Source organism: Paenibacillus germinis, assembly GCF_013141785.1.
In the GTDB taxonomy this organism is placed as follows: domain Bacteria; phylum Bacillota; class Bacilli; order Paenibacillales; family NBRC-103111; genus Paenibacillus_E; species Paenibacillus_E phytorum.
In genome coordinates this window covers 1-21,309 of the sequence record NZ_WHOC01000165.1, presented here as the reverse complement: position 1 = coordinate 21,309, position 21,309 = coordinate 1, and the positions used below count along the sequence as shown (strand labels likewise).

At 44.1% G+C, this 21,309-nt stretch carries 18 protein-coding genes, 2 tRNA genes and 1 pseudogene; 17 read left to right on the top strand and 4 right to left on the bottom strand.

Translation table 11 applies throughout. The annotated features are described in order from the left end of the window. Positions 1-5: 5 nt before the first annotated feature. From GC102_RS32215 to GC102_RS32155, 13 genes are all read left to right on the top strand, one after another. A tRNA-Pro gene (locus tag GC102_RS32215) sits at positions 6-79 on the top strand. A 7-nt stretch (positions 80-86) separates the two neighbouring features. Then, positions 87-157, top strand: a tRNA-Gly gene (locus GC102_RS32210). A gap of 457 nt (positions 158-614) precedes the next feature. Then, entirely contained in the window at positions 615-3,401 is a 2,787-nt protein-coding gene (ppc, locus tag GC102_RS32205) for a phosphoenolpyruvate carboxylase (protein ID WP_171693120.1), read from the top strand. Positions 3,402-3,522: 121 nt separating this feature from the next. Then, positions 3,523-4,392: a DMT family transporter gene (locus tag GC102_RS32200; protein WP_171693119.1), complete on the top strand. Its 870-nt coding sequence runs from the start codon at positions 3,523-3,525 to the stop codon at positions 4,390-4,392. 54 nt (positions 4,393-4,446) lie between these two features. Further along, positions 4,447-5,043 (top strand): RNA polymerase sigma factor SigW, encoded by a 597-nt coding sequence (gene sigW, locus GC102_RS32195; protein ID WP_171693118.1) that lies wholly within the window; start codon positions 4,447-4,449, stop codon positions 5,041-5,043. Between the two features lie 69 nt (positions 5,044-5,112). Next, the gene (locus GC102_RS32190; protein WP_171693117.1) at positions 5,113-5,718 is read left to right on the top strand and encodes a zf-HC2 domain-containing protein; all 606 of its coding nucleotides are present in this window, start codon (positions 5,113-5,115) and stop codon (positions 5,716-5,718) included. Between the two features lie 186 nt (positions 5,719-5,904). Beyond that, the gene (gene cdaA / locus GC102_RS32185; protein WP_057303911.1) at positions 5,905-6,720 is read left to right on the top strand and encodes a diadenylate cyclase CdaA; all 816 of its coding nucleotides are present in this window, start codon (positions 5,905-5,907) and stop codon (positions 6,718-6,720) included. Then, entirely contained in the window at positions 6,713-7,960 is a 1,248-nt protein-coding gene (locus GC102_RS32180) for a CdaR family protein (protein WP_171693116.1), read from the top strand. The genes cdaA and GC102_RS32180 overlap by 8 nt, the downstream gene beginning before the upstream one ends. A gap of 30 nt (positions 7,961-7,990) precedes the next feature. After that, a complete protein-coding gene (glmM, locus tag GC102_RS32175; RefSeq protein ID WP_171693115.1) occupies positions 7,991-9,331 on the top strand; it encodes a phosphoglucosamine mutase in 1,341 nt (446 codons plus the stop codon). Positions 9,332-9,804: 473 nt separating this feature from the next. After that, positions 9,805-11,634, top strand: coding sequence for a glutamine--fructose-6-phosphate transaminase (isomerizing) (gene glmS / locus GC102_RS32170; RefSeq protein ID WP_171693114.1), 1,830 nt, complete (start codon positions 9,805-9,807; stop codon positions 11,632-11,634). 149 nt (positions 11,635-11,783) lie between these two features. Further along, a complete protein-coding gene (locus tag GC102_RS32165) occupies positions 11,784-12,149 on the top strand; it encodes a helix-turn-helix domain-containing protein (protein WP_171693113.1) in 366 nt (121 codons plus the stop codon). A 293-nt stretch (positions 12,150-12,442) separates the two neighbouring features. Further along, the gene (locus GC102_RS32160) at positions 12,443-13,399 is read left to right on the top strand and encodes a sigma-70 family RNA polymerase sigma factor (RefSeq protein WP_054975466.1); all 957 of its coding nucleotides are present in this window, start codon (positions 12,443-12,445) and stop codon (positions 13,397-13,399) included. A gap of 76 nt (positions 13,400-13,475) precedes the next feature. Continuing rightward, positions 13,476-13,901 carry an SRPBCC family protein gene (locus GC102_RS32155; RefSeq protein ID WP_171693112.1) on the top strand — a complete coding sequence of 142 codons (426 nt, stop codon included), beginning with the start codon at positions 13,476-13,478 and terminating at the stop codon, positions 13,899-13,901. A 79-nt stretch (positions 13,902-13,980) separates the two neighbouring features. On the opposite strand, the gene GC102_RS32150 is transcribed toward GC102_RS32155, so the two are convergent. Next, positions 13,981-14,397, bottom strand: coding sequence for a VOC family protein (locus tag GC102_RS32150; protein ID WP_007729208.1), 417 nt, complete (start codon positions 14,395-14,397; stop codon positions 13,981-13,983). Between the two features lie 442 nt (positions 14,398-14,839). Here GC102_RS32150 and GC102_RS32145 point away from each other — a divergent pair, with 442 nt between their 5' ends. Together GC102_RS32145 and GC102_RS32140 are read left to right on the top strand one after the other, a co-directional pair. Next, positions 14,840-15,661, top strand: a complete 822-nt coding sequence (locus GC102_RS32145; RefSeq protein ID WP_171693111.1) for a penicillin-binding protein 2 — start codon at positions 14,840-14,842, stop codon at positions 15,659-15,661. A gap of 108 nt (positions 15,662-15,769) precedes the next feature. Continuing rightward, positions 15,770-17,053: an IS110 family RNA-guided transposase gene (locus GC102_RS32140; protein ID WP_171693110.1), complete on the top strand. Its 1,284-nt coding sequence runs from the start codon at positions 15,770-15,772 to the stop codon at positions 17,051-17,053. A 548-nt stretch (positions 17,054-17,601) separates the two neighbouring features. On the opposite strand, the gene GC102_RS32135 is transcribed toward GC102_RS32140, so the two are convergent. Next, a complete protein-coding gene (locus GC102_RS32135; RefSeq protein WP_171693109.1) occupies positions 17,602-18,363 on the bottom strand; it encodes an SDR family oxidoreductase in 762 nt (253 codons plus the stop codon). A 1-nt stretch (position 18,364) separates the two neighbouring features. After that, on the bottom strand, positions 18,365-18,775 hold the full coding sequence (locus GC102_RS32130; protein WP_171693108.1) for a MerR family transcriptional regulator: 411 nt from the start codon (positions 18,773-18,775) through the stop codon (positions 18,365-18,367). A 440-nt stretch (positions 18,776-19,215) separates the two neighbouring features. Between GC102_RS32130 and GC102_RS32125 the strand changes: the two genes are divergently transcribed. Both GC102_RS32125 and GC102_RS32120 read left to right on the top strand, forming a co-directional pair. After that, entirely contained in the window at positions 19,216-19,422 is a 207-nt protein-coding gene (locus GC102_RS32125) for a hypothetical protein (protein WP_171693107.1), read from the top strand. 168 nt (positions 19,423-19,590) lie between these two features. Continuing rightward, a complete protein-coding gene (locus GC102_RS32120) occupies positions 19,591-20,397 on the top strand; it encodes a class I SAM-dependent methyltransferase (RefSeq protein WP_171693106.1) in 807 nt (268 codons plus the stop codon). A 743-nt stretch (positions 20,398-21,140) separates the two neighbouring features. Here the strand turns inward: GC102_RS32120 and GC102_RS39770 are convergent. After that, positions 21,141-21,309, bottom strand: a pseudogene (locus GC102_RS39770) (helix-turn-helix transcriptional regulator); the annotation flags it as partial.

The window sequence follows — 21,309 nt, the reverse complement described above, 5'->3', positions numbered from 1 at the left end:
CTTATCGGGACGTAGCTCAGCTTGGTAGAGCACCTGCTTTGGGAGCAGGGGGTCGCATGTTCAAATCGTGTCGTCCCGATAGACACGCGGGCGTAGTTTAATGGTAGAACTTCAGCCTTCCAAGCTGATCGCGCGGGTTCGATTCCCGCCGCCCGCTTCACAGAAAAAGATCACCTTCGGGTGGTCTTTTTCGTTTGAACGGGCACTGGAAGAGAAGCAGCATGGGTTCGACCGTCCGTGAAGACATCATTGAATATCCCCAAGTAGGACGAGCGTCCAAATATACCACTAGCTGCTTCCGTAGGAAGCATTTCAAATAAGTATTTGGAGTATTCCCGCCGCCCGCTTCACAAAAAAGATCACCTTCGGGTGGTCTTTTTTCATTGAACGGGAAAGGAAGAGAAGTCATATGAGTTCGACCGTTCGATGAATTTCTATAGGCTGCAAATGATGCAATACATAAATTACCACGCTCAGGCGTGGCTTTTTTTTATTTTAATACTATATGCAGAGGGCGGATTGTGGTAAAATATTCTGAAATGAGTTTTTATAGCATCTAGCTTTTGTAGAGAGAAGCATTAATGCAACATAGTGAATAGATGAGGTGGAGAGTTATGTTAGAGAATGATATTGTCCTACAGAAGCAAGCAACGAATAACCTGCTGCGCAGGGACGTACGCTTCTTGGGCCACATACTAGGTGAAGTTCTGGTTCATCAAGGCGGTAATGATCTGCTTGATGTTGTCGAGAGAATTCGTGAGATGAGTAAGTCTTTAAGAGCACACTATGTAATCGAGATATATGATGAATTCAAGAAAACGATCTCCTCCTTGGATCCGGAGATTCGTCATCAAGTGATTCGTGCATTCGCTATTTACTTTCAACTTGTTAATATTGCTGAGCAAAACCATCGGATCCGTCGTAAAAGAGATTACGAGCGTTCCTCCGGTGAATCCGTGCAGCCTGGTTCCATAGAGAGTATTGTGCAAGAGTTAAAGAATAATCATATCCCATATGCAGAGGTTCAAGAAATTCTGAAAGCTATCTCTTTGGAACTAGTAATGACAGCACACCCGACAGAAGCTATGCGTAGAGCTGTGCTTGATATTAATCTGCGTATCTCGGAAGATATGATGAAACTCGATAATCCTATGCTGACTTATCGTGAGCGCGAGCAATTGCGTGAGAAGCTGCTTGGAGAGGTTCTTAATCTTTGGCAAACGGACGAGCTGCGTGATCGGAAACCAACGGTTATTGATGAAGTCCGTAATGGTATGTATTTTTTTGACGAGACTTTGTTTGATGTACTTCCAGAGATCTATCATGAGCTTGAGCGCTGTTTAAATAAATATTACCCACAAGACTCATGGCATGTGCCGTCCTTCTTGAAATTCGGTTCATGGATTGGTGGAGACCGTGACGGTAACCCATCCGTCAGAGCAAATGTGACTTGGGAAACATTAGGGTTGCATCGTCAACTGGCTTTGCAGAAGTATGAAGAAGTTCTCAAAGAAACCCTTGAGAATATGAGCTTCAGTAAAAGCATTGTTAACGTTAGCGACGATCTAATTGAATCTATTCAATGCGACCGTGAAGCTATGGGGAATATACAGGACGTTTGGCGTAATGAGAAAGAACCATATCGCATCAAGACGACTTATATGATCGAGAAGGTTCATAATACTGGCAATCCGAATGTTCCTACAAACCAGAAATACAACACTCCGGAAGAGTTTATTAGTGATTTGAAAATCATCGAGGCTAGCTTGAGGATGCATTATGCTGACTATGTAGCTGACAAATATATTAAGAAACTTATTCGTCAGGTTGAGCTGTTCGGCTTCCACTTGGCTGCTCTGGATATCAGACAGCACAGTAAAGAGCATGAGAATGCGATGACTGAGGTTTTAGCGAAAATGGGCATCACGAGTGATTACAGTAAGCTATCGGAAGAGGAGAAAATCAGTCTCTTAACGGATGTACTGAATGATCCAAGACCAATTACATCTACGTATTTGGATTACTCGGAAAGTACACAGGAGTGTATAGATGTTTATCGTACTGTAGGCAAAGCACAGAAGGAATTCGGTCGCAACTGTATTAACAGCTATCTCATCAGTATGACGCAAGGAGCAAGTGACCTCTTGGAGGTTGTAGTCTTTGCGAAAGAAGCTGGATTATATCGCAAAGAGAGCGATGGCAGCGTGACAAGTACGCTTCAATCTGTACCTCTTTTTGAGACGATCGATGACCTTCATGCAGCTCCTGGCATTATGAGCACGTTGTTAGCGATCCCTGCTTACAAAGCTAGCCTTGACCCTGTGACACAGCTCCATGAAATTATGCTGGGCTACTCAGACAGTAATAAAGACGGCGGTGTGATTACAGCGAACTGGGAGCTTCGTATGGCGCTCCAGGATATTACGGAAGCTGCTAAAGAATATGGCGTGAAGCTGAAGTTTTTCCATGGCCGCGGCGGAGCACTTGGTCGTGGTGGTATGCCGCTTAACCGCAGCATTCTGGCTCAGCCGGTTGAAACGCTTGGTGGCGGCATTAAGATTACAGAGCAAGGCGAAGTATTATCTTCCCGTTATTCCTTGCAAGGCATTGCATACCGCAGCTTGGAGCAAGCGACTTTTGCGCTAATTACGGCATCCAAATTATCGCGTTCTCCACAAAGAAATCCACTGGAAGACAAGTGGGAGAACATTATGCGTGGAATTTCGGAACAAGCTCAGACGAAGTATCAAGATCTCATTTTCCGAGACGAAGACTTCTTAACGTTCTTCAAAGAATCCACACCGCTTCCAGAGATTGGCGAGCTGAATATCGGTTCACGTCCATCCAAACGTAAAAACAGTGATAAATTCGAAGATTTACGCGCGATTCCTTGGGTATTCTCTTGGACCCAAACGAGATATTTGCTTCCGGCTTGGTATGCGGCGGGTTCGGGTCTCCAAAGCTTTTATCAAGGAAATCCGGCAAACTTAGATACTTTAAAAGAAATGTATGAGGAATGGTCGTTCTTCCGGTCGATGATTGATAATTTGCAAATGGCGCTAGCTAAAGCAGATCTCCAAATTGCTAGGGAATACGGCAACCTGGTCAAAGAATCTGCAATTGCAGAGCGTATCTTCAATCTCATTAGGGAAGAATATGAACTGACTTCGTCGATCATTTTACAAATTACGGGTCAGCAAGAGATTTTGGATAATGTTCCTGTTATTCAGGAGTCCATCCGTCTGCGTAATCCCTATGTAGATCCGCTGAGCTATATGCAGGTAGAGCTGCTTACTGAGCTTCGTGCACTACGTGAGAACAACGAGGATGATGCTATCCTGCTTCGTGAAGTGCTGCTTACGATTAACGGAATAGCCGCTGGGCTTAGAAATACGGGCTGATAAAAATTAGAGCGTAGAAGTAAGATACAGGATGACAAAGTCGGGGGCCACGTGTAACGTAGGCAGCTCGACTTTTCCTGTCCTTATACGAAATGCCCATAGACAGGAGTTGTACTTCAACATGGGGCGATGGTTAGCAATGGTTCTTGTCATAATTGGGGCGTCAAGCTATGGCTTGCTTTCCTCTTTTATCAAAATGGCCTATGATCAAGGATTTACAGAAGGGCAAATTACACCGGCACAAATGACGATGGGAACCCTTTTTGTATGGATGTTGATTCTTTTTCACAAAAAATCATGGGTCAATCCCTTTAAAGGTCCTTGGATTAAGCTTGGTTTGATAGGTATTTTTGGATTGGCTTTAACGACGGTCTTTTTCAATATTGCTTTAAAAGAGCTGAATGCTTCTTTATCGATTATTCTTCTGTTTCAGTTCACATGGATGACCATTGCAATGGATTGTGTCGTGAAACGAAGACTTCCAAGAAAGGCAGAAAGCATAGCGATTGTCTTAATATTGGTGGGTACTTTACTCGCCGTAAATGTGTTTGAGACGAACTGGGAACAATTTAGTTTACTGGGAATTTTGTATGGATTGTTGTCGGCTTTGACGTACAGCATATTCCTTTTTTTCACTGGACAAGTTGTTAGTACACTGCCTCCTCTTATGAATTCTGCTATTATGCTTACCGCGGCGATGCCCGTGATGTATATTCTGTATCCTCCGACGGTCTTTGCGCATGAGAATGGAAGTACGCTGCTTTTATGGGGGCTTTTGTTGGGCTTCTTGGGGCAGGTTGTGCCTACGGTGTCGTTTAATATCGGAATTCCGCGAATCGGTAGTACACTTGCCGCTATGCTTGGATCGGTGGAGTTGCCAGTAGCCGTTATTGCTGCTTACCTACTTATAGGAGAGCCGGTAAATGGGTTACAATGGTTAGGGATGGGACTGATCATAGGAGGCATAATTATTTCTGAAAACAAATCATAATTTCTGCGTATATATATCTATGATTGAATTGTCGAGAAGCCGGAGGAAATCGAATTGAACTTTGTAGAAGCACGTCTGGCTAAGCTGGCCAGGAATGGGGATCGGAATGCTTTTGCAGAGCTTGTGGAGCTCTATAAGGACAAGATCTTTCATTTGGCTTACCGTATGCTGAATAATAAGCAAGAAGCCGAGGATGCTGTGCAGGAGACATTCTTGCGGGTGTATACCAATCTGCACCGATACGATGAAAATCAGAAGTTTTCGACTTGGATTTTCCGTATAGGGACGAATCTGTGTATCGATAAGCTGCGTCGAAGAAAGAACACCTACTCGCTTGATGCGGAGATGCCAGATGGAGAGGGCAATGATTATTATGCCATGCTCCCAAGTCATGAGGACACACCTGAGAAGCAGGTGATTGTCTCCGAAACACAGGAACAGATACGCCGGGCTATTGAAACGTTACCTGAAAAATATAAATCCGTTGTGATTCTGAGATATCTGCATGATATGTCTTTGCAGGAGATAAGCGACGTACTTGATATGCCAGTTACAACGATCAAAACACGTGTACACCGTGGGCGGGAGTACTTGCGTAAAAGGTTAGAGCAGGAGGATCAAGTTGGTAGCACAAATCCTGTTCATATGTGAAACATATTTGAAATTCAAACGTATGGTATACCACAACATGCAAAAGTCTAAGAAAGGGGTGGCTGAATCATGAATTGTAAAGAAGCCCTCCCGCTCATACATGAATACCTCGACGGTGATTTGCAGGGATCCGATTCTCAGCGATTGAAGGAGCATTTGATATCTTGCCAAGCATGTCATGCTCTTTTCAGACAATTGGAGAAAACGGACGCGATGGTTAGAATGCTGCCTCCCGTTAGAGTATCTGATACGTTAACTGCACAAATCATGAGCGGACTGCCTCCAGCGAAGAAGCGCAATTCCTGGATGGACTTCATTCGCAAGCATCCTGCTGTATCGGTAGCTGTTGTTTTCGCTACTGTCATGTTCGGAAGCTTCATGTCCATGTGGAATGATGATACGAGTTTGATGGTCAAGGGAAGTAACCTTCAGGACGTTGTGATTGAGGGTGATACAGTTACTGTACCGCAAGGGCATACGGTGAAAGGTGATCTCGTTGTTCAGCGGGGGAAACTGAAAGTTGAAGGCGATGTAACAGGAAACTTAATCGTTATTGATGGTTCTCTCAATCTAGCGTCAACCGCGCATATCTCTGGGCACGTCACGCAAGTCGATGAAGCATTGGGCTGGGTCTGGTATAAATTAGGCGAGTTCGTAGGCATGCTCTCGCATTAACTTGAAACGTCTTCCAAATGGCTTATTGCCAGAGGAGGGCGTTTTTTTCTTCTCATACTAATAAAATGAACCAAACCCAATTTAATAACGTCTTGTGAAGAGAGAAAAATAGAAGTATAACTGGGTTTATGTTATGATTCTATTATAGAGAGATCACTGTGTTCAGTCGCTGGGGGAGAATAATAAATGGACTTACTCACGAGCATCTCGGCTAAGGATATCGTAGATATTCTGATCGTTAGCTATGTGATTTATAAACTGATTCTGTTGGTGCGTGGAACAAGGGCCATTCAACTTATGAAGGGTATCCTTGTTGTCGTTATTACATGGGTATTTAGTATTTGGTTTCAGCTCAGTACGCTGCAATGGATGATGAACCAGACCTTTACGTTCGGGGTTCTTGGGGTCATTATTATTTTTCAACCGGAGCTAAGACGGGCATTGGAGCAGTTGGGCCGGGGGAAGCTATTCAGCCGATCTTCTACGGAAGAGGATCAAGATGTTAATAAGCGGATTAGTGAAGTGATACGTGCTGCGAATTATTTGGCCAAAAGAAAGATAGGGGCCTTGATTGTTTTCGAGAAAGAGACCGGTCTGACCGATTATGTCGAGTCCGGTATTGCGATAGAGAGTAAGATCAGTGCGGAGCTGTTGATTAATATTTTCATACCGAATACGCCGCTTCATGATGGCGCTGTAATTATTCGACAAGGCCAATTAATGGCTGCTGGTTGTTATTTGCCCTTGTCTGAGAATCCCTTTATCAGTAAAGAGCTTGGTACACGTCATCGTGCGGCCATTGGGATGAGTGAGGTATCAGATGGGATGTGTATCATTGTTTCGGAAGAGACCGGGCAAATTTCGCTCACAATGAATGGTCATATCGTACGGGACATTAAAGAAGAGTCTTTGATTGCCAAATTGTTCGAAGAACTGAAGCCGAAGGCGAAAACAAAAGAGAAAAACCCTTTCTTGAAATGGAGGGGTCGTTCGAATGGATAAATGGTTACGCAATACGAATGTGGTGCGGATTGTCGCACTTGTTATAGGTATTTTGCTATGGGTTGTTGTTCACATGGAAGAAACCAATCTATCCGGAAATTCTCCTCTCCGCGAGCGGGAGGAAACCATAAATAACGTAGCTATTACGACAAAATATGATGAAACTCATTACCACATTTCATCTATGGCTCCTGCCAACGTACAGGTTATTGTGAAAGGGAAGGAATCATCGGTAAAGAAAGTGACGACCAGTAATTCCTATCAAATCGAGCTTGACTTGACGCAAGTGGGCAAGGGAGATCATCAAGTTACGCTTAAACCGGTTGGTTTTCCTTCAGATGTGGAAGTTCAGATTGTTCCTAGAACTGTGCATGTGGTTATCGAAGAGCTGCAAATGAAAGAAGTGCCCGTCGTTATTAATGTCAAAGGAACACCGGCAGCCGGTCTCAAAGCCGGACAGCCGATTGTAAAGCCAGCCAAGGTGTATATTACTGCGCAGACCAGTAAGCTCGAGCAGATCGAGAATGTTCGCGGCGAGGTCTCGGTAGATAAGGCTCAGGCTGCAGTTACGAAGCAAGTGAGACTGCAAGCTTTTGATAAAGATGGCAAAGAAGTAACTTTGAATATCAATCCTTCTGTGGTCGATGTGGAAGTGCCAATCACGAGCCCCTTCCAAACCATACCGCTGCAGATGAAGATTAGTGGAGAGCCGCCGAAAGGCTTCGCGATAGCGATGGTTACTCAAAATCCGGACAAGGTAACCGTCTACGGTACTCAAGATGTTGTAGATCGCCTAGAGTTTTATCAGGGGCCGCAGCTAAGTGTTCAGGATTTGAAGGAAACAAAGGAGTTTGCACTGGACATTCCCTTGAGGAATAAAGTAACTCAACTGGATCCTGCCAAAGTTACGGTCCGCGTGGAAATTGTTCCTTCCATTACGAAGGCTTTGGAAAATGTACCGATCACAATTATTGGTCAAAACGAAAGCTATGATACGAAAGTTACACTGCCGGAGACGGCTAAGCTAAACATAACGGTAGAGGGAGCTCCTGCACTCATTGATCAAATGAAAGTACAGGATGTACAGGCGATCCTGGATGTTAGTAATTTGCCTCCAGGTAAGCATGAGCTGAAGCTGACATTAAATTTACCGACCTATGTGAAGCTCGGTATGCCGCAAGAAGTGAAGGCGACGGTAGAAATCAGCGAGAAAGCACCTAATAAAGTAACAAATCCATAATGGGTTGTAGAAAAAGAGGAGAATATAAACATGGGGAAATATTTTGGTACAGATGGTGTGCGAGGAGTCGCTAATGGCGAACTGACACCAGAATTAGCTTATAAAGTAGGCCGCTGTGGCGGATATGTATTAACGAGACAGGCTAAGCATCCGAAGGTCGTTATCGGGAGAGATACACGGATCTCGGGTCCAATGCTGGAAGCTTCACTCGTAGCAGGCTTGCTATCGATTGGTGTTGAGGTTATTCGCATTGGTGTCGTTAGCACACCGGCAGTAGCATATTTAACGAAAAAGCTCGGAGCAGATGCGGGCGTTATGATTTCGGCTTCGCATAATCCGGTTGAGGATAACGGGATTAAGTTTTTTGGTGGCGATGGCTTCAAGTTGCTAGACGAGACGGAGCTTGAAATTGAGCAGCTGCTTGACGCGGCTGTGGATGAATTGCCTCGCCCCGTTGGCGGCGAGATTGGCACGGTTTCCGATGAGCCAGATGCGAAGTTCGCCTATCTGGCGTTCTTGAAGGAGACGGTATCCGAGTCTTTCGCCGGATACAAGGTCGTTCTGGACTGCGCGAATGGCTCAGCCTTCGAGCTGGCCCCTACCGTGTTCCGTGAGCTAGGAGCGGAAGTTATCACCATCGGCGCTGAGCCGAACGGTCGCAATATCAACGATCATTGCGGCTCCACGCATCCTGAGAAGCTTCGCGCAGAAGTGGTGAAACATGGCGCAGCCATTGGTCTTGCTTTTGATGGCGACGCGGATCGTCTGATCGCGATCGATGAGACTGGTGAAGAAGTCGACGGCGACTTCATCCTTAGCATTCTAGGCGATGCGCTGAATCGCACAGGGAAGCTGAACCACGGCACGATTGTGACGACGGTGATGGCGAACATTGGCTTTTTCAAAGGGATTGAAAAAGCGGGTCTTAAAGCTATGCAAACCTCTGTAGGCGATCGCTACGTGATGGAAGAGATGCGTAAAGGCGGTTATAATTTAGGCGGAGAGCAGTCGGGGCATGTCATCTTCCTCGATTACATCTCGACCGGAGATGGGATTCTGACGGCTTTACAGCTGGTAAACACCATTGTCCAATCGGGGCGCAAGCTTAGTGAGTTAAAAGGAATTATGCGTAAGTTCCCGCAGCTGTTAGTTAATATTCGCGTTGCGGATAAAAGCAAGCTCAAGGACAATGCTGTGATTGAGGAAGCCATTCGAAAAGTGGAGGAAGAACTCGGAGATAACGGCCGTGTGCTGGTCCGACCTTCGGGAACGGAATCGTTGATCCGTGTTATGGCTGAAGGTCCTGACAAAGAACAAGTTGAAGCTTATGTTCATGATATTGCTAAGGTTATTCAAGAGCAATTAGTATAAAAGGCAGGACATGTTGATCCCCCTTTCATGCTTATTGCTAATTGGGGGATTTTCCAAGAAAAAATAAGTTGCGCGTTCGCGCTAAAATGAATATGATGTATTTGACTCAAGAAGGAAAGGCAGGATAGAGGTTAATTAAGCAACAAATAGCGCCAGAACTCGCAAGCGGGACGGAAATGTAGTGAGATTGCTACTACTACGCAGGTGAGTTGACGAGGTGAAGGTGTTCGAAACATTCGGCGGGGACCTTCCGGCATGAGGAGTGCCGTTAAGTTGGAGAGCAAAAACGTTTGGGCGACCAGGCTGACAAGTATCCAACATCTACTTATTTATTATTTATGAACGTAATGATCGTCCTTATATATGGTTTATTTGATTTGCCGTTTTTCTTGTCTAGTTGATTGATTGTTAAACCAGGATCTTTGAAAAATAGCCCTTATAAAAGAGGCTTATAAAACTATGGAGGTACTACTATGTGCGGAATTGTTGGTTATATTGGAAAGCGTAATTCTCAGGAAATTTTATTGGAAGGGCTCAAAAAGCTCGAATATAGAGGCTATGACTCTGCAGGTGTAGCTGTATACACGGCGGATGGTTTACAAATTAAGAAGGCAAAAGGCCGCATCGCGAATCTTGAATCCAAGCTGGATGAGACTCCACTGAACGGAAGCGTTGGAATCGGTCATACGCGTTGGGCTACACACGGTAAGCCTTCGGATGTGAACTCTCATCCTCATACGGATAATTCGATGAAATTTTCGGTTGTGCACAACGGCATTATCGAAAATTATATTAGTCTCAAAGAAGAGTTGACTGCGAAAGGTCATAAATTTGTATCTGAGACGGACACAGAAGTTATTTCTCACTTAATCGCTGATTTGTATGAAGGAGATATCCTCAAAGCTGTCCAAAAAGCGGTAAAGCATATGACTGGTGCATTCGCGCTAGGCGTACTGACAGAATATGAACCGGATCGCCTTGTAGCTGTGCGTCAGGCTAGTCCTTTGATTATCGGTATAGGTGAAGGCGAGAACTTCATTGGTTCGGATATCCCTGCTATTCTTGAATACACACGTAATGTGTTTATTTTGAATGATGGTGAAATGGCGCTTTTGACGCGTGATGCTGTCGAATTAATGACTTTAGAGGGGAATTTTATTTCCAGGGAAATGTTTCATGTCGATTGGGATATTGTAACGGCTGAAAAAGCCGGATTTGATCACTTTATGTTGAAAGAAATCTATGACCAACCTAAAGCATACCGCGATACCATGGGCAGCCGTATATCACCTGATGGTCTTGGCGTGACGCTGAACGAGCTTAAGATTACAGCTGAAGCGATTCGCAACATTAACCGTGTTCATATTGTTGCCTGTGGTACAGCCTATCATGCAGGTATGGTTGGTAAGTATGTTATTGAGAAATTGGCGCGCATTCCGGTGGAAACGGATGTTGCCTCTGAATATCGTTATCGTTCACCGATTATCACGAAGAATACGCTTGTCATCGTAGTTAGCCAGTCTGGTGAGACGGCTGATACGCTTGCTGCGCTTCGTGAAGCTAAACGTTGTGGTGCGCATGTACTAGCCATTACGAATGTAGTAGGAAGCTCAGTAGCACGTGAAGCAGATGATGTGATCACAACTTGGGCGGGCCTGGAGATTGCAGTAGCATCTACGAAGGGATATACATCGCAGTTAGTTGCTTTCTATCTGCTCGGTCTGCACCTGGCTCAAACGTTAGGGACACAAACATCGGATGAGATTAAAGAAGCGGTTAAGGCCTTGAAAGAGCTGCCAGCTCAAGTGGAAGAAATTTTGGCGCAAGCGGAAGCTATTAAAATAGTTGCTGAGGAGATGGCTAAGCATGATAATCTCTTCTTCATCGGAAGAGGCTTGGATTATGCTGTAGCCATGGAAGGATCTTTGAAGCTGAAAGAGATTTCTTACATTCATTCAGAAGCTTATGCAGCAGGTGAATTGAAGCACGGTACACTAGCGCTAATTGAAGATGGTGTTCCTGTGATTGCGTTGGCTACTCAGCATGAACTGCTTGAGAAAACGGTAAGTAATATTAAAGAAGTGAAAGCGCGCGGCGCAAATGTACTTGGGATTGCTGTAGAAGGTGAGCTGGAGCTGCAGAAGTCAGTAGATAGCACCTTCGTTATTCCGAAGACGCTGGATGTTCTATCGCCTGCGTTGGCGGTAATACCGCTTCAGCTGCTTTCGTATTACGCTTCGTTGGCGCGTGGTAATGATGTTGATAAGCCTCGTAATTTGGCGAAGAGTGTGACGGTGGAGTAGGTTTAGGTTATTTAGATATTGAGTTGTCTGGTGTTGAGTGACATTAAAGTTGGTAACTTTACAATATAGTTGGTAAGTAATCTAAGCATTATAGAAAGTCCCGATCTATCAGATGGTCGGGACATTATTATTTAATTGGATGTGAAATAATGATTAATATTGGGTCCAATATTCGTAGATTACGAAAATTAAATAATATGAATCAAGTGGAGTTCTCGAGCAGAATAGGCATCTCGCAAGGGAATTTAAGTGAAATTGAGCAAGGAAATTGTAATCCATCTTTTGATACCTTATTAGCAATAAAGAAAGAATTTAATTGCAATATTGATGATTTAATAATAATTGAGAATGATATATTTAAATCAAATAATTCTTCTGTTTTAACAGAAGGAGAATTAGGCATGATATCAAATTATAGGTTGTTAGATGCGTGTGATCAAAAAGAAATAGATGAAATCATTAAAATAAAGATTTCTTTAAATAAAGCAAGAATCAAATCTGATATAAAATCGTGATCCCTAAGTTAGTCCCGGTGAGCTATTACATTCATCGGGACTATTTTTTTTAGTGTAGACTAACGAACTGTCATTAAGCTAACGGGCAGGATAGCTCCAGTATTCAGGCCCTGGCGTGAGGTATTGCGAATTATTTCTAAAGTATAGACAAGGGTTAATTTATTGATTATTGAATTATTTGTACGATCGTGCTAAATTTTTATCCATGAGTACTAAATTCGGATTGAGGCTGTCCGCTTCATTGCATATAATGAAGGTACCACCCTTCGGGGAGATCGTTAAGGGAGGCCGAGATGAACGAGACCGCATTTGACGAACCATTATTTGCAAGCTTGAAGCCAGGCTTAACCTCGTTCTGTTACCGAATGCTAGGCTCCATGGACGATGCGGACGATGCCGTTCAGGAGACGAGTATTCGGGTCTGGCAGAGCTGGAGCACGTTCAGACAGGATTCCTCGTTCAAAACTTGGGTCTATCGGATTGCCTCCAACCTGTGCTTGGACAAGCTGAGACAATCCAAACGCCGCGCGCTTCCCGTTGACCTGTTCGACCCGGCCGTCGCCATCGTCGAGCCGCGCGACACGCTGCCGGACTCTGCCTGGATCTGGCCGTCTCCCGACTTTGGGGGCAATCCGGAGGATCGGCTCGTCCGCAGAGATACCCTTCAACTGTGCTTCATCGCACTCCTGCAGACCTTGCCTCCGCGGCAGCGCGCGGTACTCATTTTGAAGGATGTATTTGAATGGTCCTCCAAGCAGATCGCGGAAACGTTGGCGATGTCGCCGGCAGCGGTGAACAGCGCCTTGCAAAGAGCCCGAGAGACGATGGACCGGGCGCAGCTTCGCTCGGATGAGCTCAGCAGCATGGACGTTCAACCAGAGCAGCAGCTGCTGTCCCGGTATGTGGAGGCCTTCGAGCAATTCGATATTGCTGCGCTCGTCGCGTTATTCCACGAGGAAGGCTGCATGTCGATGCCGCCCTTCGAGATGTGGATCCGCGGCAAGGAAGATTTGTCCGCCTTCTATTCGCTTACTCGCTGGCATTGCGAAGGTTCGCGATTTGTGCCCATTACGGTGAATGGCGGTTATCCGGCGTTGGCCCAGTATATGCCGGGCAAAGAGGGCTCTGGCCTGGTACCCTGGGGCATCCACGTCATCGAAACCAAAGAAAATCAAATCCTGCACGTTCAAAACTTCATTCATACGCCATTATTTTCGCGATTTGGGCTGCCTGAGCGAATTGACCAATGAATTTCGTCATTGGCTTACGTCTATATCATTGAGAGTAACCAAACGACGAATATCATGAGAGAGGTGTCTATTTAAAATGGAAACGAGTCAACCGACGAAAGTAACCGTACAAGCCGTCATTCAAGCCCCTGTCGAGAAGGTATGGCGCTATTGGACCGAGCCGGATCACATCACGAAGTGGAATCAAGCATCCGAGGACTGGCATGCGCCGAGAGCCGAAAACGATCTGCGGGTCGGCGGCAAGTTTCTGACACGGATGGAAGCGAAGGATGGCAGCATGGGCTTTGATTTTGGCGGCGTCTACGATGTCGTAAATCGGCATGAAGCGATCGGCTACACCATGGAAGACGGAAGAAGAGTGGATATTGCTTTCGTCGATCAAGGGAATGAGACGAGGGTCATTGAAACGTTCGACGCGGAAAGCTCCAATCCCGTCGAGTTCCAGCAAGCAGGCTGGCAAGCGATCATGGACAATTTCAAAGCCTATACCGAACAAAACTAATCATCGCGAAGAAGACGCCGGGGAAGATGCCCGGCGTCTTTCTTTTTGAACCCTAGTACGAGCGTGCTCTCCGTTAGCCTTAACCTTGTGCCGCATCCATGTTCATGTAGTTAATGGCCCACAGATGGCCGTCCAAGTCCACGAAGCCCCAATGATACATGAACCCATGATCTTCAGGTTCAGCGTGCAATTTCCCGCCCAAGGAGACCGCGGTATTCACGATTTCATCGACCTTTTCCCGGCTCTCGAAGGCCAATGCGATCGTCATCTGCGCATACTTGCTCGTATCGACGGATTCCTTCTCCGTGAGCGTATTAAAGAATGCTTGATTGATCAGCATGACCTGCAGGTTGTCGCCGATCACGATGGCTACCGAATTCTCGTTCTCGGGGAATTGCGGGTTGAGCTCGAATCCGAGTCCGGTGAAGAACGCTTTCGATTGTTCTACGTTTTTTACAGGCAGGTTGAAGCTCGTGAATGCGGACGTTAATGCCATTTTCAAAACACCTCTTCGTCAAATTAGTTTGTGTTCATTTATGCCTTCGTTTATATAGACGACAGCCGATCCGGGAATTCATCGGTCTCATGGATTCGGAAGCGTAAATTTTGAAAAATAACTTGGTATTGAGTTCGGATACCCGCCATTCCCGTAAGGTTGCTTATTCTTATTGTGCAGGGATAAAGATTGAACCTCTCTAAAAAGAATTCGTCTGAATATATGACAATTAAAGGGTGGGTATCGAGTGACGGAATGAGGAACGGTATGGAAATTAATGATAAAACCGAAGTACGAAAGAAAAAGTTCGAAACCGTCGCCATTTCAGTATTAGGTTAAATGTCTTTTTCATGCTTACATTTCTCCTGTTCTCTTCACTAATCGTACGTTTGCTTATCTACAGTTCGTCGAGGGTCCGAGTCTCTAGGAACGCCAGACAAGCATGATCACGAAGGGCGTATCCATCCCGCCCATCCGCGGCAATATTTACGATTCAGCGGGACAGCAGATCGCATATTCGATCTCAACTCAGTCCCTATACTTTACTTTCAAAACAGGCTTTAAGCAAGAAGCGGCGGAGGCGCTGGCTGCAAAATTCGTGCAGCTGTTTAACGAAAAAGGCGAAGCGAATTCCAAGCCGTTGACGACTGAGGAAGTTATCGAGGCTATGGACATCAAAGGCAGAGCGCATCTGCCATTCCAACAACGACGGATCAAATCGGGACTGTCAAAAGAAGAGATCGCCTATCTTAGCGAGCACCGCGACGAGTATCCGGACATGGAGATCGTGGAGGAGCGCATCCGCCAGTACAGTCCCGACCGGGTCGCAGTTCAATTGGTCGGCTATATGAACAAGATGAAGGGAGCCAAGGAGAATCTGGACTTTTACAAAGAAATCAACGCGGATCAATCGGATCCCACGCTTAAGTATTTGGATTCCGAGGAGGTCGGCTACGACGGCATCGAGTTGATGTATCAGAAGGAGATGCGGGGGCTTAACGGTTATAAATCCTATCAAATCGACAGCATGAGCCGGATCGTCGGCGACATGAAGCTGACCAAGCCGGTCAAGGGGCAGAATCTGTATCTAACAATTGATCGCAAGGTGCAGCTCACCGCGCAGCAAGCCATTCTCGATCAGATCGCGGCAACCCTGTTAATTACACAGCCTGCCGGCGAGATCCTGCAGGCTGTTCAGCTAACTGGGAACGATAGCACAATAATAAACAGGCTGCCGTCAGTATTGGGCAGCCTGTTCAAGTAAACATTCCTGTTAGTCCTAAGATTTGGACTTTGAAAGAAAAGGAGCGCCTCGGTATGATGGGTTTGTCAAAGGGTTTAACCCAACACCATCAAGGAGGCGCTCTTATTTATGAAGTTTAAGCAATCTGACGGTCAAAATCAACGGATCGAACGAATTTCCACGAGTCATCTCATTGTGGGAATCGATATAGCGAAAGAAACACATGTCGCACAAGCAACAAATTTTCGAGGAATCATACTTACTAAGAGGCATCTTTCTTTCTCAAATACAATTGAAGGTTATATGAAATTAGAGCGATGGATCCATGAGATTGGGCAGAAGCATCATTTAAAGAACGTCATAATCGGTATGGAACCAACGGGACACTATGGATATAACCTTGCTAATTGGCTTGCTGACAAAGGCAAAGATGTTGTCATGGTGAATCCAGCTACCACCAAACGAAACAAGGAAAACCGCGATAATTCACCCTACAAGAATGATCCGAAGGATGCACTTGTCATTGCTGATGTGGTTAGCCGTGGTTTCTACTATGATTTCGCTCGGCACGCTATTGCCTTTCAAAGGTTGCAAACAATTATGAGTGATCGGGAATTTTGGGTAACAAATAGTGTGAGGTTGCAGAACCGGATTATTCGCTGGTTAGACATACGTTTCCCAGAGTATTTCTCCGTCTTTAAAGACTGGACAAGCAAGCGATCGTTGGCCACTCTTAAGGAATTTCCTTCTCCGCAAGAAATAGATTTGCTTTCTGTATCCGAAGTGATTACAGCCTGGAGGAAGCATATGAAGCGTGCCGCTGGCTCTACCGGCACGCAAAAAGCTGCTCAGCTAATTGCTACAGCTAAACAAAGTATAGGTGACACAACCGCTCTTCTTGAAGCAAAACAGGATCTCAAACGGTTATTAGAAGAGTTTGAACGGATTGTAGAAGTACTAGATACAATTGAAAAGGATATCGAAATATTGCTTAGCGGTATTCCAGTGGCCAAGCAATTACGTTCGATCGGCCTAGGCTTTATCTGTATTGCAGCAATTCTATCAGGCACTGGTGATCTCAGACAGTATGCCCACGGACGCCAGTTGTTACGTAAAGCAGGATTAAACCTAGCTGAAAGCACGTCCGGAAAGCGGAAGGGTCAGATCGTACTTTCCAAGAGGGGCGACGCAACGCTACGTAAATATCTGTACTTGGCAACGCTGCAGCTCATTGGAAATAACCCTGTGTTCAGACAACTGCACGAGTATAATGTTCAAATTAAGCAAATGAAGAAGCAACAGGCTCTGTTTAAAGTGCTTGGAAAACTGGCTCGAATCATCATTGGTATAGTTGCGCGAGGAGAGGACTTCTCTCCAGAAAGAGTGGTTCCTCCGTTTAATCAAGCTGCTTAAGACTGATAAAGAACTGTGTATTGAGTCATTCGCAGGATTAAAAAAAGAAAGCACGGAGGACCGAGTTACTGCCCGATAAGGGCTCAGACCCGTCAGCTAAACGTTATCGGTCTCCACGCCTTGGTCAGGTGTAACGAAGGAATGTTAGGGCAAAGACCCGTAGAGTCATGGGATGGTGAACCCCAAGGTAAGTGTGGAGTGTTACGTGCAGAAGAATATCCCTTGGAGAAATGTTCCAACACTTCTTCTGTTCCCGCATGCCCAAAATGGGAATAGCTACATCTGATGAGCGCTCTCCTGAACAACATCTGCAAACCAAGGTGTCAAAATCCTGCGAATGAGTGAGTATATGTGAGATAAACCCTTAAAACCGAGGGACGGGCAGTTTAGTTGAATTAGGAATGGGTAACTATAAAAAAGCAAAACTCGCGAACACTACGGCGAGTTTTGCTTTTTTATATGCCAACGCGAAGTCAAAACAACTGCCATTTTGATTTAAAATTTCGGGAAAAACCTACACAATGGTAGCAGCTTTTTCGTAAGCGTAGTTATTCAATTAGGTTTTTCGTGGCCTTATACAGATTTTCCACGTATACATCTACTTCATCTCGTGACATGCGTAAGCGATTCACAGAAGTACCATATCCAATTTCCTTTTTAACCTCTTCTAATCCTTTGAAAATTCCATCTGCGAAGGCATCTAATGGTTCTCCTTGGGTATGCACCCCCGCTCCACCTAAATTTGTATTCACTGCTGGAGGAGCAACTTCAATTACTTCTACAGACGTTTCAGAAAGTTGGTGTCTTAGACTCATTGTAAATGAATGAAGCGCCGCTTTTGATGCTGAATAAATCGGAGCAATCGCAAACGGTGTAAAAGCTAACCCAGATGTCACGTTGATGATAGTCGCCTCTTCTTTTGTTGCAAAAAATGGAGCGAACATCATAGAGAGATGGAAAGGTGCTTCAATGTTGGTTGTGATTTCTTTACTGAAATATCTCCAATTGTTCTTCGCATCCCCTTTTAACACATTAAAGCCTTGCTGTATGCCTGCGTTGTTAACTAACACATTCACGTCTGGATAGTTCGCTGTTACCCAATCAAACAATGCTGCGCGCTCGGATTCAATATCCAAATCACTTACACGAGTAATAAGGCTAGGGAATTTTTCTTTCGCTTCTTGGAGTACATTTTCACGTCGTCCACAAATAATGACTTTATTCCTGGCTTTAATAAAGCGTTCTGCAAAAGATAATCCTATTCCAGAACCGCCTCCGGTAATAAGGATTGTGTTACCTGAAAGTTTCATTCTAATTCCTCTTTTCCATTATTTTTTCATCTTCTCTTGCTTCTTTTATTTCCTGAGTATACTTTGTATAACGTGTAATTTTTACGTCAATTCCTTTTAAGGCTTCTTGCATTAGCGAAATTTCAGCTAGTACAGCTTGCTTGTGATTCTTCATCATTTCAAGTCGCAATTCAGTAGTATTATCTCCCTCTACTACCCAATCAACATATTGTTTGATTACACTTATTGGCATATGCGTGTTTTTTAGATAAATAATGATTCCAAGGAACGTAATTTGATCTTCTGAAAATAACCGCCTCCCAGCTTCATCACGCTCAACTTGTGGTAGTAGTCCTTTTTTTTCATAATAACGTATCGTTGATTCTGGAATATCGAGTTTGGCTGAAACTTCGCTAATTGAATAATACTTCATCTGGAGGCCTCCAAATTTTATATTTCATGTCGACAGGAATATGATACGACTTAAACCATGGTTTAAGTCAACAAAAAAAATTTTAGTCTGTCGAAGGCTAAAAAAATTTTGCTTGCTGCGGTACTTTCTTGGAAGTACCCTGATGTGACTCCATTTGGTGAGAAACTTTTTTTGAATGTAGGTTTATCTCCGTGGTCTCGCGATCATTCGGGTTTATATTATGTGGGCATCTTATCGAGCATCCTTTTCTTATGCGGCCTTATGAAGTTAAGGATGTCTTTAAAAAAACGGCAGGGGATCAAAATTCTTGCTGTTTTGATTTTATCTTTTTGGATTCCTCCATATATTATTACCGGCTATCAGACCCTCTTTACTGAAGGAATTTACACCTTAGAGTACTTAAAGGATAGCGGCCATTGTAGCTATAATAAAGAGGATCAATGGGTAACAGCCAATTTAAGGATACTGAATTCCTTCAGGATTTGGATGCTATAGGTGAAGAGAAGCTCATCATCAAGCCACAAGAGAATAAAACATTTGCTATTAATTTTAAAAAGGTAGCATCTGATTCTAATATTCCTGTTAGCGGTTCTTTGTCTAGTTTCGATATTTCTCTTAAAGATGGAACAAGGCAAAGACTATTATGAGATCGTACGGCATCTCAACAAAACACCCGATTTTATACATATGTCCTGCTGGGCTTGAACGGGCAGGATAACTTGGAAGAAAACAGAATATTTATTGTAAGTTGGCCCTTGGAAACGATGAATAAATCTGGTGGGTTAGAAAATTTGAATATTAAGGAGGGCATCGGCATGGACAAGAATTCTGTTTATAGAACAAACATTGTAGGCGGTAGTGAGGTTGTCGCCATCTCCGTTGACATGGATAAAAGTGCTATTCATGAAACAAACAGCTTATTTTGGGATACAAAAGGAAATGATGTTCTAGGAGTAACCGCACTTCCTTTTTATGGGGCATTTGTCTCAGAAGAAAAATGCCAGTTTTTTAGTGATGTTTCAGAAAAAAAGGTACTGGAGATAGGCTGTGGAAGCGGTGAATCTTTAAAGTATCTGGGGGAACGCAAAGCATCTGAACTTTGGGGTATGGATATATCAGAAAATCAAATCGAAAAGACAAGGCAGCATTTGACGGCGTGCGGTCTTTCAGCCAAATTAATCTGTTCTCCCATGGAAGAAAAATGTGGCATACCCGAGGACTATTTTGACTTTGTTTATTCGGTTTATGCCATAGGTTGGACCACCGACCTTGAGGGTACTTTTTGCAGGATTGCTTCTTACCTGAAAAAAGACGGTGCATTTATTTTCAGTTGGTCCCACCCCATACACAAATGTGTTGTTGATGAAAATAATACGCTTGTTTTTAAAAAGTGTTATTTCGATGAATCTTGGTATTCGTCATCTCTTGACGAAAGTACGCTAACATTATCGGACCGTACACTATCAACCTATGTGAATGCGTTGGCTAAAGCGGGCTTTTTCATTGATCAAATGATTGAGCAGTCTGATGATGAAATTATTCAATCACGGGGTAACAGCAAATTTGTAAAAAAAGCAAAGATGCTTCCTGTAACTTTTGTAATCAAAGCAAGAAAACGATAAGAGAATAGTATAAGCATTCGGTATCCAAACCATTAAATTTTTTTATTTAGGGGAGTACAAATTTGATGCATTAAGTGCTGCTAAAGCGAACTCATTTGTACCGAAAGATTCAGTTTTATTAGATCAAGTTGAATATCCATGGGGAAAAGTATTCATCTTTGATTCACCTGAAAAACCTATTACAGCAATAAGTTTCAAATCATTTGGGTTTTTATGGGTTTCAAGAACGTCCACGTATTATTTTCATAATGATGACTCCATTAAAACGGTCGGCGGAGTCTTATACTCGGATGACAAAGGCAGGGCTGCGACTGTTATCAGTGTTTTGTTGAATGACCCGCAGATATCTTACTTAGAAGTCGGACCCGAAAGAAACAGATTAAGAAAGAAAGCTGCGTTAAATGTTCCGCTCACATTTTCTTGGGATAAATCATTTCCATGGAATGATTTTAACGCTAAGGCGTTAAATGAAGACGGGAAGGTTCTCTATGAATATCGCTACGCCAAATTAAATTATACTAAGTCTGAGGATTTAAAATGGTATCCCTTTACGGAAATAAGTCCATAAGGACATTCCACTAACGGGAACGTTAGCATCAAGGCAACCGGTTAAACGACTGGTTGCCTTTTCTCAACTACCAAGAAAGAACGGGTTAACTTTCATGCTCTGTGGTGCATTGCAAGAGATGCATGGATGGGAAGGGCAGGATAGTTTAAGAATATGCGCCGCCAACATTTTGATGTTAATGGGAGCTTTTTGAAGTATACTTCTCTACCATTTTATTCAAATAACCTCGAAATTCTTCAACATAGGTTTTCGGCTCTACTATTTCCAGATTTGTCCCAAAGCTCGCTAAAAATTGAAAGCCAATACTGTTTTGAGGAACATAGATGGTGGCTAAGAAATATTCA